General features: G+C 74.8%; 13 protein-coding genes and 1 pseudogene. 6 read left to right on the forward strand and 8 right to left on the reverse strand.

What is annotated here, in order from left to right:
• Positions 1-201 precede the first annotated feature (201 nt).
• Genes PV682_RS33375 through PV682_RS33390 form a run of 4 tightly spaced genes read right to left on the reverse strand, consistent with a single transcriptional unit; the run spans position 202 to position 3,759 of the window.
• Positions 202-1,638 (reverse strand): glycosyltransferase 87 family protein, encoded by a 1,437-nt coding sequence (locus tag PV682_RS33375; RefSeq protein ID WP_319735504.1) that lies wholly within the window; start codon positions 1,636-1,638, stop codon positions 202-204.
• Positions 1,635-2,408, reverse strand: coding sequence for a class I SAM-dependent methyltransferase (locus tag PV682_RS33380; protein WP_319735505.1), 774 nt, complete (start codon positions 2,406-2,408; stop codon positions 1,635-1,637). Before PV682_RS33380 ends, PV682_RS33375 begins: the two co-directional genes overlap by 4 nt.
• Positions 2,405-3,061, reverse strand: a complete 657-nt coding sequence (locus tag PV682_RS33385) for a TIGR04282 family arsenosugar biosynthesis glycosyltransferase (RefSeq protein ID WP_319735506.1) — start codon at positions 3,059-3,061, stop codon at positions 2,405-2,407. Before PV682_RS33385 ends, PV682_RS33380 begins: the two co-directional genes overlap by 4 nt.
• Positions 3,058-3,759, reverse strand: coding sequence for a glycosyltransferase family 2 protein (locus tag PV682_RS33390; RefSeq protein ID WP_319735507.1), 702 nt, complete (start codon positions 3,757-3,759; stop codon positions 3,058-3,060). Before PV682_RS33390 ends, PV682_RS33385 begins: the two co-directional genes overlap by 4 nt.
• A gap of 112 nt (positions 3,760-3,871) precedes the next feature.
• Here PV682_RS33390 and PV682_RS33395 point away from each other — a divergent pair, with 112 nt between their 5' ends.
• Both PV682_RS33395 and PV682_RS33400 read left to right on the forward strand, forming a co-directional pair.
• A complete protein-coding gene (locus PV682_RS33395) occupies positions 3,872-4,588 on the forward strand; it encodes a response regulator transcription factor (RefSeq protein WP_319735508.1) in 717 nt (238 codons plus the stop codon).
• On the forward strand, positions 4,578-5,690 hold the full coding sequence (locus tag PV682_RS33400) for a sensor histidine kinase (protein ID WP_319735509.1): 1,113 nt from the start codon (positions 4,578-4,580) through the stop codon (positions 5,688-5,690). Before PV682_RS33395 ends, PV682_RS33400 begins: the two co-directional genes overlap by 11 nt.
• 105 nt (positions 5,691-5,795) lie before the next feature.
• Here PV682_RS33400 and PV682_RS33405 read toward each other — a convergent pair whose 3' ends face one another.
• Genes PV682_RS33405 through PV682_RS33415 form a run of 3 tightly spaced genes read right to left on the reverse strand, consistent with a single transcriptional unit; the run spans position 5,796 to position 8,463 of the window.
• A complete protein-coding gene (locus PV682_RS33405) occupies positions 5,796-6,848 on the reverse strand; it encodes an NAD-dependent epimerase/dehydratase family protein (RefSeq protein ID WP_319735510.1) in 1,053 nt (350 codons plus the stop codon).
• A 53-nt stretch (positions 6,849-6,901) separates the two neighbouring features.
• Complete coding sequence (locus tag PV682_RS33410) at positions 6,902-7,330, reverse strand: hypothetical protein (protein WP_319735511.1); 429 nt, start codon at positions 7,328-7,330, stop codon at positions 6,902-6,904.
• Positions 7,327-8,463 (reverse strand): molybdopterin-dependent oxidoreductase, encoded by a 1,137-nt coding sequence (locus tag PV682_RS33415; RefSeq protein ID WP_407705782.1) that lies wholly within the window; start codon positions 8,461-8,463, stop codon positions 7,327-7,329. Before PV682_RS33415 ends, PV682_RS33410 begins: the two co-directional genes overlap by 4 nt.
• Positions 8,464-8,629: 166 nt before the next feature.
• Between PV682_RS33415 and PV682_RS33420 the strand changes: the two genes are divergently transcribed.
• The 4 genes and pseudogenes from PV682_RS33420 to PV682_RS33435 all read left to right on the forward strand — a co-directional run.
• Positions 8,630-8,764, forward strand: coding sequence for a hypothetical protein (locus PV682_RS33420; RefSeq protein ID WP_319735513.1), 135 nt, complete (start codon positions 8,630-8,632; stop codon positions 8,762-8,764).
• 296 nt (positions 8,765-9,060) lie between these two features.
• Positions 9,061-10,275 (forward strand): lactonase family protein, encoded by a 1,215-nt coding sequence (locus PV682_RS33425; protein WP_319735514.1) that lies wholly within the window; start codon positions 9,061-9,063, stop codon positions 10,273-10,275.
• A 194-nt stretch (positions 10,276-10,469) separates the two neighbouring features.
• Entirely contained in the window at positions 10,470-10,808 is a 339-nt protein-coding gene (locus PV682_RS33430) for a MerR family transcriptional regulator (protein WP_319735515.1), read from the forward strand.
• Between the two features lie 183 nt (positions 10,809-10,991).
• A pseudogene (locus tag PV682_RS33435) lies at positions 10,992-11,642 on the forward strand (helix-turn-helix domain-containing protein); the annotation flags it as partial.
• 164 nt (positions 11,643-11,806) lie between these two features.
• Here the strand turns inward: PV682_RS33435 and PV682_RS33440 are convergent.
• On the reverse strand, positions 11,807-12,382 hold the full coding sequence (locus PV682_RS33440; RefSeq protein WP_319735516.1) for a hypothetical protein: 576 nt from the start codon (positions 12,380-12,382) through the stop codon (positions 11,807-11,809).
• Between the last annotated feature and the right edge of the window lie 107 nt (positions 12,383-12,489).

A 12,489-nucleotide genomic window follows, 5' to 3' on the forward strand; every position in this document is an offset into this window, starting at 1 on the left:
GCCTGCGCCTGGGTGAGACCGTCCGCGTCCCCGGCATCGAGGACCAGGAGGCCGCGCTGAAGACCCTGCTGGACAGCCAGGCGTCCGCGTCGAGGCGCCACAGCAGGCCGGGCCGCACAGGGCCTCACCGGGTCCGGAGTGCGCACGCAGATATCCCCCCGGCCTCCGATCGTCCCGGCACACGGCGGGGCACCCCTCAACTCACGGCTTCCGGAGCATCCCGCGTACCCCGCCGGAGCCGAAGCGCAGGCACGCGCCGGCGGCGACCGATGCCGCCGCGACGCCGTAGGCCGTGGCCTGGACGGGGAAACCGGGCAGGAGAGGGCCCGCGAGGTAGAGGACCGTGCCGGCCAGGGAGACGGTCAGCCACTCCCAGCGGCCGTCCAGGGCGACCAGCGCGATCACCAGCAGGGAGTACCAGGGGTAGTTGGGGGACAGGACGAGCAGCGCGGTGCCGGTGACCAGCAGGGCGCCCCGCCAGGGCCGGTCCGGGTCCCCGCGCCGCACCACGTACAGGGCGGTCAGGACGAGCACACCGGCCGCGGCCACCTCCGCGGCGACGCCCGGCAGCAGGAGCTGGAACAGCGCGAAGCGGCGTACGTCGCCGGGCTGGTACCCCTCCTCGTGGAGGTAGCCCGGCAGATAGCCCAGCACGTCGGGACCGGACGCGACGACATAGGGGACGTAGGCCAGGGTGACGGCGGCGAGCGCGGCCCCGGCGACGCGCAGGACGCGGGCAGGTCCCCGCCGGCCCGACAGCGCCCCCGACAGCGCTCCCGGCAGGGCGAGGACGGGCAGGAGTTTCACGGCGATCGCGGCCCCGAGCAGCGCGCCGCGCCGGACCCCAGCGGTGGCCGTGCCCAGCGCGAGCACGAGGAGCAGGACGCCGAGCGTGTCGATGTGGGCGTTGTTCACCGCCTCCAGGGCGACCGCCGGACACCAGGCCCACAGCGCGGCCCGGGCCGGAGCCCGCTGCGGATCACCACGGCGGCGCAGGACACGCAGCAGCGCGAGGGTCGTACCGAGGGCCAGGACCGCCCCCGCGACCTGGAGCGGCTTGTGGCGGCTGCCGGGCGGGGACAGGGTGTGCACGGCGAGGTACCAGCCCTCGGCGACCGGGGGATAGATCGTGGGGACGGCGGGCCGGTTGATGCGGACGCACAGACCGCTGCCGGTGCGGGTGAGCCCCCAGCCCTCGCAGTCCTCCCTGGTGGGGAACAGCCACGGGTCGCGCAGGCGGGCGAGTTCGGGCGCGGCGGGCGGATGGGCGTAGGGGGAGATCCCGGCGGCCTGGACACGGCCGTCCCAGGCGTAGCGATACATGTCGTCGCTGGTGCGGGGCTGCGCGGCGAGCCCGGCCAGGGCGACGGCGGCCGAACCGATGACCACGAGCGTGGTCGCCGCCCGCACCGGCACCGCGCGCACGGCCCACACGGCGGCGGCGAACAAGGCCCAGGCCACGGCGTATCCGGCCAGCAGCCGGCCGGGGGCGCTCCTGCTGTCCCCGGCCTGGAGCGTCACGGCGACCACGGCGGTCAGCGCCGCGAGCAGGAGCGCGACCACGGCGGTGCGCAGGTGCGCCTTGCGCGTGGGCGGGGCCAGCGGCTGCGGCCGGGGCAGGGTGGCGGCGTCGGTCATGGGCGGGCCGGCCCTCCGTACGGCACGCGGGCCCGGGAGGGGCTGCGCAGTTCCAGGAACGGGCGGCCCGCTGCGGTCCACCGGCCGGTGAGGACCCACCCGGCGGCCTCGGCCGTACGCAGCAGGGCTCCGGGACCGACGCGGGCCCAGGGGAAGGCGGACCCGTACAGGCCGGCCCCGTCCTCGACCCGGACCACGAGGCGTTCGTCCACGTCCTGCGCGGCGGCCTCGGCCAGCAGGCGTCCGCCGGGGCGCAGGAGGGCGCGCAGCCGGGCGAGGAGCGCCGCCGGGTCGCCGCCGATGCCGATGTTGCCGTCCATCACGAGCGCCGTCGCCCAGCCGCCCTCCTGGGGCAGCCGCTCGAAGACGGACCGCAGCAGGGCACTCGCGCCGTGCCCGCGGGTGCGGGCGACGGCGGCCGGGCTGACGTCCACGCCGAGCGCCGGTACGCCCCTGGCGGCGAGGGCGGCCACCAGGCGCCCCGGGCCGCAGCCGACGTCCAGGACCGGGCCGTCGCAGCGGCGCAGTACGCCTTCGTCGGCGGCGTCGGGCGGGGCGCAGAAGCGCTCCACGTCCAGCGGCAGCAGGTCCGCCGCGTCGGCGGGGCGCGGGGGCAGGCGGCGCAGGAACAGCGGGCCCCGGCCGGTGCGCAGGGCGTGGCCGTAGAGGTCCTCCGCCCAGGTGGCCGCCGGGTTCGCCGGGCCGTGCTCCTCCCGGACGTCCCGCGGTGCCGTTCTCCCGGGGACGGCCACGGGCGCGGCGCCGGTCATCGGACGGCCGCCGCGAGCGAGGTGAACGCGGTGGCGAACCGGGACCGGGACGGGCAGCCGGCGGCGACCGAGGCGGCGTCGGCGGCGGTGTCCACGTCGCGCAGCATCGGGAGGTCGCCGACCGTCAGGCCCGCCGCCACGAGCCGGCGGCGCTGGACGGCGCCGGTGCGGTCGGTGGACATGGGCACGCCCCGGATCAGGGCGCCGTAGCGGGCGGGGTCGGCGAAGCCGAGGGCCCAGAACCCGCCATCGGCCGCCGGGCCGAACCAGGCGTCGTGCCCGGCGCCGCCCACGCCGGCCAGCAGACCGGGCGTGAGCTGCGGGGTGTCCATGCCGACCAGGAGCGCCGGACCGTCCGCGCAGCCCTCGAACGCGGCGGCGAGGCGTTCGTCGAGACCGCCGGGCGCCTGCGGCACGACCTCGAACCCGGGCGGCAGCCACGGCCCCGGGGCGCCGTCGAGGACGACGATCCGGCGCCGCGCGGGCACCCGGAGGATCGTGTGGAGCGTGTCGGTGAGCGCGGCCTCGGCGAGAGCGGCGGCCTCCTCGGGGGAGTACGGCGGGGTGAGGCGGGTCTTCACCCGCCCCGGGAGCGGCTCCTTGGCGATGACCAGCAGGGTGAGCGGACTCGCGGTCGCGGAAGGGGAGTTCACCGGGCGGCTCCCGAGGTGCGGGCGGCCGGGGGCTCGGCGAGGACGCCGCGCATGTCGCGTACGGCCTGCCAGGTGCCGCGCCAGGTGCCGGTGACCTTCGAGCGGCCCGTGCGCGGGAGGTAGGGGACGTCGGTCTCGGTCACCCGCCAGCCGGCGTCGGCGGCGCGGACCACCATCTGGAGCGGGTAGCCGGAGCGCCGGTCGGTCAGCTCCAGGGCCAGCAGCGCCTCCCGGCGCGCCGCGCGCATCGGGCCCAGGTCGTGCAGGCGCAGCCGGGTGCGGCGGCGGACGAGGCGGGCCAGCTCCAGGTTGGCGAGGCGGGCGTGGACCGGCCAGGCGCCGCGCGTGGTGGGCCGGCGGCGGCCGAGGACCAGATCGGCGGTGCCGTCCAGGACCGGGCCGGCGACGGCGGGCAGCAGGGCGGGGTCGAGGGAGGCGTCGCAGTCGCAGAAGCAGACCGTGTCGGCGGTGGCGGCGGAAAGGCCCGCGTGGCAGGCGGCGCCGAAGCCGCGCCGCGGCTCGTGGACGACGTGGGCGCCCAGGCGGCGGGCGATGTCCGGGGAACCGTCGGTGGAGCCGTTGTCGACGACGATCGCGCGCCAGCGGGGCGGAATCCGCTCCAGCACCCAGGGCAGGGCCTCGGCCTCGTCGAGGCAGGGCAGCACGACGTCCACGGAAGAAGAGGGGGTCTCGGTCACGTCACTCACCCTACGAACCCGAAAGGTGCATAACGGACTTGGTGTCCTTACGGAACCCTGACGTCGCTCCCGGCCGCCCGTCAGCGCGCTCCGCCAATGTGAGACTCGGGGCGTGAAACACGTACTCGTCGTGGACGACGACCCCACGGTCTCCGAGGTCGTCGCCGGATATCTGGGCCGGGCCGGATTCGCCGTCGACGTTGCCGACGACGGCCCCACCGCCGTGACCCGGGCCGCCGCGCGGCCCCCCGACCTCGTGGTGCTGGACCTGATGCTGCCCGGCATGGACGGGCTGGAGGTCTGCCGCCGCATCCGCACCGCCGGCCCCGTACCGGTGATCATGCTCACCGCGCGCGGCGACGAGGAGGACCGCATCCTCGGCCTGGAGGTCGGCGCGGACGACTACGTCACCAAACCCTTCAGCCCCCGCGAACTCGTGCTGCGCGTGGAGTCCGTGCTCCGCAGGGCGGGCGCGGCCCCAGCCCCGGAAGCGGGACCCTGGCTGCGGTCCGGCCCGCTCGCCCTGGACCCCGCCGCCCGCCGCGCCACCCGCGACGGCCGCGAACTGTCCCTGACCATCCGGGAGTTCGACCTCCTGGAGTTCTTCCTGCGCAACCCCGGGCAGGCCACGAGCCGGGAGCAGCTGATGCAGCGGGTGTGGGGCTGGGAGTTCGGCGACCTGTCGACCGTCACCGTGCACGTGCGGCGCCTGCGCGAGAAGGTCGAGGACGACCCGGCCAACCCCCGCCTCATCAGCACGGTGTGGGGCGTCGGCTACCGCTTCGACCCTCCCCACGCACACGGGACGGAGCCCGGGCATGATCGCTGACACCCTCCTCATCGCCCTCTACGCGGCCATCGGCGCCGTGAGCGCCGGCCTGGTCGGAGCCGTGCTGCTGCGGGCGCTGCGCCGACGGTCCGTCGCCGCCTCCCTGGCCGTCGTCGCCGGCGTCACCGTGGCCGCGATGCTCGCCGGAACCATGCTGGTGGCCCACGCGATGTTCCTCTCCGACCACGACCTGTGGGTCGTGACCATGGTGTGCGCCATGGCCGCGGTCGTCTCGCTCGCCGTGGCGTTCCTGCTGGGCCGCAGCGTCGTACAAGGCAGCCGGGAACTCGCCGAAGCCACCCGCGCCCTCGGCGACCACGGCGCCTTCACCCCGCCCCCCGCCGCCCCCACCAGCGAACTCGCCCACCTCGCCCACCAGTTGGCCGCGACCAGCAGCAAGCTCGCCGCCTCCCGGGAACGCGAGCGGACCCTGGAAGCCTCCCGGCGGGAACTCGTCGCCTGGATCTCCCACGACCTGCGCACACCGCTGGCCGGCCTCCAGGCGATGACCGAGGCCCTGGAGGACGGCATCGCCGACGACCCCCGCGTCTACCTCGCCCGCATCCGCTCCGAGGTCGGACGCATGAGCGCCATGGTCGGCGACCTGTTCGAACTCTCCCGCATCCAGGCCGGCGTGCTCGCCCTGTCCCTCGCCCGGATGTCCGTCTACGACCTCGTGGGCGACGCCATCGCCGGCGTCGACGCGCTGGCCAGGGAACACGGCGTACGGCTCGTGGGCCACGGAGTCGAACCCGTCCCCGTGGAGGTCGACGGCCGGGAGATGTCCCGCGTCCTGGCCAACCTGCTGGTCAACGCGATCCGCCGGACACCCGCCGACGGCACGGTCGCCGTGGCCGCCCGCCGCGAGGCCGACCACGTCGTCCTGTCGGTGACCGACGGCTGCGGCGGGATCGCCCCCGAGGACCTGCCCCGCGTCTTCGACACCGGCTGGCGCGGCACGGACGCCCGCACCCCGCCGGCCGGCGCCGGACTCGGACTGGCCATCGTGCGCGGCATCGTGGAGGCCCACCAGGGGCGCGCGGCGGTACGCAACGTGCCCGGCGGCTGCCGGTTCGAGGTACGCCTGCCCGCGGCGGTCTGACCGCGAGCGAACGGGACCGGCCCGCACCGGCTCCGGTCCCGCCCGCAGGGGTGCTGTCGTGCACAAGGATCACGTCGCGCGCAGGGTCGCCGCTGCGCGCAAGGATCACCCCGCTCGCAGGGGCGCCGCCGCGAACTCCGTCATCCCCTCCGCGAAACCGACGCCCGCCCGCCAGCCGAGCTCCTCGCGCAGCCGCTGCGACGAGGCGGTGATGTGGCGGACGTCGCCGAGCCGGTACTCGCCCGTGACGACGGGCTCCGGACCGGCGTGGGCCCGGGCCAGGGCGCCGGCCATCTCCGCCACTGTGCGCGGGTCCCCGCTGCCGACGTTGTACGCCCGCAGAGAGCCCCCCGGCACCCCGGCCACACCGTCCAGGGCCGCGAGGTTCGCGCCGGCGACGTCCCGGACGTGCACGAAGTCCCGCCGCTGCCCGCCGTCCTCGAAGACACGCGGCGCCTCGCCCCGCTCCAGCGCGGACCGGAACAGGGAGGCGACCCCGGCGTAGGGCGTGTCCCGCGGCATCCGCGGCCCGTACACGTTGTGGTACCGCAGGGCCGCGACCCGGCCGCCGGTCGCCCGCGCCCAGGACGCCGCCAGATGCTCCTGGGCCAGTTTCGTGGCCGCGTACACATTGCGCGGATCGGCCGGCGCGTCCTCCTCCACCAGCCCGGAGACCAGCGGATCGCCGCAGGACGGACAGGGGGGTTCGAAGCACCCCGCCTCCAGGTCCGGCACCCGGCGCGCCCCGGGGCGCACGACGCCGTGCCGCGCGCACACGTACCGCCCCTCGCCGTAGACCACCATCGAACTCGCCAGCACCAGCCGCCGCACCCCGGCCCCGGCCATGCCGGAGAGGAGGACGGCGGTGCCGAGGTCGTTGCAGGAGACGTACTCCGGGGCGTCGGCGAAGTCCTTGCCGAGGCCGACCATCGCGGCCTGATGGCACACGGCGTCCACGCCGCGCAGCGCGTCGGCCACCGCCGCCCCGTCGCGGACGTCGGCGTGGCGCCAGTCCACCCCGGCGGGGACCGGCGGAGGCGTACGGTGCGCGGCGGGCAGCAGGGCGTCGAGGACGCGCACCTCGTGCCCGGCGCCGGTGAGAGCGGTGACGATGTGCGAGCCGATGAAGCCCGCACCTCCAGTGACCAGGATCAGCATGCCCCCGACCGTAGGGCCGCGACCCCGCCCGTGGGCCGTGCGCACCGGGGACGTCAGGGGTTCGTAACCCTTTTCCTCTCGCGACCGGACGACCGGCGACGGCGCACGGCCCCGCGCACGGCCGGCACGAGGACCGTCCCCACCGCCACGGCCGCCATGGCGATCAGCCAGTTGCGCGGATAGTCCAGCGGCAGCACCGACGCGTTCGCCGTCCGCCCCGGCCGCAGCAGCACCGGCAGCGCCACCACCGTCGACGCGCCCGCGACCAGCAGGGCACCCCGGACGGGCCCGCGCACACCGCCGCGCACCAGGAGCAGCCCGGCCAGCAGCACCGCAGGGACGACCACCGCGTCGTGCAGGACGACCGCCCCGCCCAGCCACAGCAGCACGTCCGGCAGCTCACGGACCTCCGCCAGCAACGACACCCCGACACCCATCAGCACGACGCCGGCCACACCCGCCGTCACTCGCAGCGTCCTCACACCAGCACCTCCAGCCGGCCGACCCACTTGGTCTGCTGCACGCCCGGCCGGTTCGGGGCGATGAGCCGCACCGGGTAGCCGTGGTCGGGGTCGAGGTCCTCGCCGTTGAGGCGCAGGGCGAGCAGGGTCAGCGGATCACGGGCGTGCTCGTGCCCCAGCTCGGACACCCGGTAGGCGCCCCGCACCTGCAACGACACCACCCGCACCCGCGCCCCCGCCGGCGCCCCGGCTCGCTCCAGCAGATCGACGACCCGTACGCCGGACCAGTGCGCCGACGCGCTCCAGCCCTCCACGCAGGCGATCGGCAACTCGGCCTGGTACTGCGGCAGTTCACGCAGGTCGTCCAGCGTCAGGGTGTACGGCGTCGGACCGGCCACCGTCAGCCGGTACCCCTCGGCGGCGATCCGGCCCACCCCGGCCGCTGCGGCCGTCCGGTTCACCGGCAGCCCCTGCGGACCGTGGTCCGGGTGCCGGGGCGCGAACAGGATGAAGTCCTTCAGCGGGGTGAACGACTGGCCCACCGTGGTGAGCGTGACCGCCCCGACGGCCGTACCCACCGCGGCCAGCAACGAGCGCCGGTCGGGCCCGTCCGGCGCGGGCAGGGCCACCGTTCCGGGCGACCGGCGCGTCCAGTGCGCCGCGATCTGCGGCGCCTTGACCGCGACATGCAGCAGCAACGCCCCCGCGACCAGCCACGCGACCGCGTAGTGCACCGGCACGAAGGAGAACGGCCACGGATACCACTGCGCCGTGTTCAGCAGCCCCGTCGCCAGCTGGAACAGAGCACCGGCCACCAGCACCGCGACCGAGACCCGCTCCAGAGCGTGCCGCACCGACCTCACCGGCGGCCACGCGAACAGCCGCGGATACACCGCCCACAGCTTCACCAGCAGCAGCGGCACCGCCGCGATACCCGAAGCGACGTGCAGTCCCTGCGTCAGCCGGTACCCCCACGACGGCCGGCTCGGGACACCGCCCGCGAGCCAGCCCGGCGGATGCTGCATGACATGACTGACCAACCCGGTGACGAAGCACACGGCAAACGCCGCGCCCAGCCACCGGCCGATCGAGGTCGCCGTACGGGCGTCGTGCAGAGCGCCCTTGAACACCGGCGGGGAGAGCCTGAATTTCATACTCTCCATCCCACTGCGCCCACGGCCGCACCGGAACAACCGAACCCTTACGGAACACGGACATTCCCGCCGCGCGAGAGCGGTACGCCGGTGCGCGGTGCGGGCGCGTGCAGCGCTGCGCGGCCGGTGGCCAGGTCCACCGAAATGCCACGGACCGGGACGGGGCGTGGAAGGCGGTGCCGAGCAGGCCACGGACCTGGGCGGAGCAGCGCTGATCGCCCCGTCGTCCCGCGCGGAGACCGTGATGAACCGCGCCGGCGCGAACGCCGCGCGCAACTGGTCGAGTTGGGCGTCGGTGTAGGGCACGGTCACCAGCACCCGATCGATGTCCTCCTCCTGGCCCCGGCCGTGACCGACAGCGTGCCGTCGACCGCCCCCTGCCCGCCCTCCCTGACCGGAGCGGCCAAGGGCGTACGGGTGTCTGAGGGCCTGGTAGGTCCCGTCGCCGTGGGCCCCGACGCGTTCCGTGTCTTCCTCACCACTTCTTACGAGAGCATGACGCGGCCCCGGAATCCTCGAACTTCCCCCGTCGCACAGGCCACTCTGGCTCCGCCGGCCACTCGCCATCGGCGGCCGGCCAGGACTGGAGGAATCCCCATGAGCAGGCACACCAGGCGTCGTTCACCTCTCAAGACCCGGCTGGGAATCGCCGGAGCCGCCGTTCTCGCGACGGGCGCGGCGGTCGCGACGATGAACCTCGCCTCGGCGGGGGAGCCCGCGCACCGCGAGGGGACCCCGGCGCGGGCCGGAGCCGACCACGCCGTGTTCGTCCAGGGCAACGAGCTGGCCGGCAACACCATCCACGTCTTCCGGCGGGGCGACGACGGCACCCTGACCGGTGCGGGCACCTACGCCACCGGGGGCAAGGGCGGCGACCAGGTGGACGCCCCCACCGACTCCCTCGCCTCCCAGGGCTCGCTGGTCTACGACGCCCCGTCGGGGCGGCTGCTGGCGGTCAACGCGGGCAGCGGCACGGTCACCTCGTTCCGGGTCACGGGCCAGAAGCTCACCGACCGTCAAGTGGTGCGCTCGGGCGGCGACTTCCCGGCGTCGATCACCGTGTCGGGCGGCCTCGCGTACGTGATGAACGCGGGCGGCGAGGGAAGCGTCCAGGGCTTCCGCCTCACGGCCCGGGGACTCACCCCGCTGAGCGGCTCGCACCGCTCCCTGGGACTGCGCAACGAGAAGGTCCCGCTGTTCACCGGTTCGCCCGGCCAGATCGCGTTCACCCCGGGCGGGCACGAGCTGGTGGTGACGACCAAGTCGGCCAACACGATCGAGGTGTTCCCCCTGCGCAAGGACGGCCGCCCCGCGCACCGGGCGGTGACCACCCCCTCGGCCGGCGGCGTCCCGTTCGCCATCACCTTCGACAAGGCCGGCCGCATGCTGGTCGCGGAGGCGGAGAAGTCGACCGTCAGCACCTACCGGGTACGGCACGACGGCACCCTCAAGGTCGTCCAGAAGCCCCTCCCCAACGGCCAGAACACCCTGTGCTGGCTGGAGCGCGCGGGCGACTTCTTCTACGGCGGGAACACCGGCAACTCCACGGTCACCGGCTACCGCACCGACCGGGCCGGGAAACTCGCCCTCACCGACAAGACCGGCGTCGCCACACCCCCCTCGCCCCGCTCCCAGGGCGTCATCGACCTGGCCGTGACCGCCGACGCCCGGTTCCTGTACGTGCAGAACGCCACCTCCGGCACGGTCGACGGCTTCCGGATCGGCCGCGACGGCTCCCTCACGAAGGTCACGACCGTCACCGGGCTTCCCGCCTTCGCCGAATCCGGCATGGAGGGCATCACGGCGGTGTAGGGGGGAGTCGGCCACCGCACGGGAGCCGGACCTACGGAGTCACGGAAGCGGCCCTCGACGCCGACGGTCCGGAACCCCTCGCCCCCCGTCCACGACGAGGACGCCGACGGCCTGGCAGCCGTCCAAGCCGCCCTCGCCGACGAGACGCTCAGCGGCCCCGACGCGGCCGAGGGAACCCGGGCCTTCCGGGAATGATGAGCCTGCCCGACATCGCCGCGCTCATCGCGGGCGGGCGCGACGACCAGGACTGGCACACCTTCGCCGAGCGCCGTCTCGCGGACTGCGCGGAACAACTCACCCGCCTGAACCGCGCCCGCACCTACCTCCGCCACCTCCGCACCTGCCCCAGCACCCACCCCGTCGAACGGGAGCACCGGATCAGTGGTCTGGAACCGCAAGTTGACGATCAGCAGGTCTCGGCCGTCGCCGCTGTTCTAGTGGCCTGGATGGGCGTGGGTGACGATCAGACGGTCCAGCGGCTTGCCGAGGCCCGTCACCGTGCCGTTCATGGGGTGCACCTGGCCGTGCAGTAGTGGTAGCGGCGGCCTTGCGCCTTCTTGGTGCCTCCACGCTCGTCGCGAAGCCGCAGGCAGACGAGATGTGCTGACGGCGGGGCATGGTAATTCGAGGACATCTGGAGATGGTGATGCCTCCCGTGGGGAACAGCGGCGGTGCCCCTGCACCGGGCGACGCGATCCTTCGGCTCGGCTTCAACCCTCGGCGTCGAGCCCGGCCAGGTGCAGAGCTTCGTACGACCGGGCACCACGAACGGCACGCACCTGCTGTTCACGCCGGCCTTCCCGCCCCACACCAGCAGCGCCGACCGGTGGGCGAAGGAGTGGTACGGCCCGGGGTGCTGGCAGCTGGGCGCCCGCCCCGAGTACGCCGCCCTGTCCACCCTGCTCGGCCAACTGCGGGCGGAGTACGGCCGCCCCCGGCAGGCGGTGTCCGCCGAGATCCTCCAACTCCTCCTGGCCACCGTGCTGTTGCAGATCCACCGGCTGCCCCGTCCCGGCAACGGCGGCGACCCGCAGGCGGGCGGCGAGGTCTACACACGCTTCCGCGCCGAACTGGAACGCTCCTACGCCACCACCCGCCGCGCCGCCGACTACGCCCACCGCCTCGGCTACACCGTCAAGACCCTCACCCGCGCCTGCACCGCCGCCACCGGACGGCCCGTCAAACACGTCATCGACGCCCGTGTCGCCCTGGAGGCCCAGCGCCTGCTCGCCCACACCGACGAGCCGGTGGCGACCGTCGCCCGCCGCCTCGGCTTCGCCGAACCCACCAACTTCGGCAAGTTCTTCACCCGCCACACCGGCACGACCCCCGGCACCTTCCGCCAGACCCACCAGGGCAGGCAGTGACCCACAGGCCGACGGCCGTGCCGCACAGGAACGACGATCAGCGGGACGGGAAAGCCGCGGCCACCGCGCGAGCCTCATCGGTGAGCGGACCCTGCGCCGCCCGCGGTGCCGACCCCGCCCCGCGCCGGGCCGTGAAGCCGGTGGACCGGCGCGGGTGATGGTGCTCAGGTTCCGTTCGCGGGCTGGGTGTACGTCCGTGGGCCGACCGTCGTGGTGAGGGCGCCGGTCGCCTGGAAGACGGTCTGCCACAGGTCGATGGTGAGGTGGAAGCCGTCGGGGCTGGTCTTCTTGGTGGCCAGGACCTTGCCGCCGTGCCCGGTGGTGACCAGGTCGGAGGTCCAGTCGAGGGCAGTGAGCGTGGGGGTGACGCTCGTGCGGGTCACGCTCTCGGTGCCGTCGAGGAAGCCCGTCCCGTCGTCCGAGTAGCGCGTGTAGTGCACGGACACCGTGCGGACGGCGGTCCGCGCGTCGTCCCAGGCGATGGCGACCCGCGCGCTGCCGGACGCCTTGCCGCGCAGGGTGTAGGTGCCCTGCGGCGGGTAGGGCCGCTGCGGGACGGGGCTGCCCGGGACGTAGGGCGTGCCCCACGGCACCGTGTCGGAGGCGGTCGCGGCCGGCCGGCGGTGCACGGGCTCGCGGTCGACTAGGCGGGCGATCATCAGGCGGGTGCGCCGGCCGCCGGGTTCGGTGGACGCCGGGCAGGGCAGCGGGTTCGGGCCGCCGCAGGCCGGGGCGGACACCAGTCGTTGGGCCTTTCCCCTTGGGCGTGGACACCTTGGACACTGGACCTTGAGGGTCCAGAGGAAGAGATGTCACGCATGGTGATGAAGGTGTATTCGGCGGAGTT

It is taken from the genome of Streptomyces niveiscabiei, assembly GCF_033794345.1.
In the GTDB taxonomy this organism is placed as follows: Bacteria; Actinomycetota; Actinomycetes; order Streptomycetales; family Streptomycetaceae; genus Streptomyces; species Streptomyces niveiscabiei.

Coding starts and splice junctions, on each gene's coding strand:
- PV682_RS33430 (WP_319735515.1), top strand. CDS start 10,470: ATGAGCCTGCCCGACATCGCCGCGCTCATCGCGGGCGGGCGCGACGAC.
- PV682_RS33405 (WP_319735510.1), bottom strand. CDS start 6,848: ATGCTGATCCTGGTCACTGGAGGTGCGGGCTTCATCGGCTCGCACATC.
- PV682_RS33400 (WP_319735509.1), top strand. CDS start 4,578: ATGATCGCTGACACCCTCCTCATCGCCCTCTACGCGGCCATCGGCGCC.
- PV682_RS33425 (WP_319735514.1), top strand. CDS start 9,061: ATGAGCAGGCACACCAGGCGTCGTTCACCTCTCAAGACCCGGCTGGGA.
- PV682_RS33380 (WP_319735505.1), bottom strand. CDS start 2,408: ATGACCGGCGCCGCGCCCGTGGCCGTCCCCGGGAGAACGGCACCGCGG.
- PV682_RS33415 (WP_407705782.1), bottom strand. CDS start 8,463: ATGAAATTCAGGCTCTCCCCGCCGGTGTTCAAGGGCGCTCTGCACGAC.
- PV682_RS33375 (WP_319735504.1), bottom strand. CDS start 1,638: ATGACCGACGCCGCCACCCTGCCCCGGCCGCAGCCGCTGGCCCCGCCC.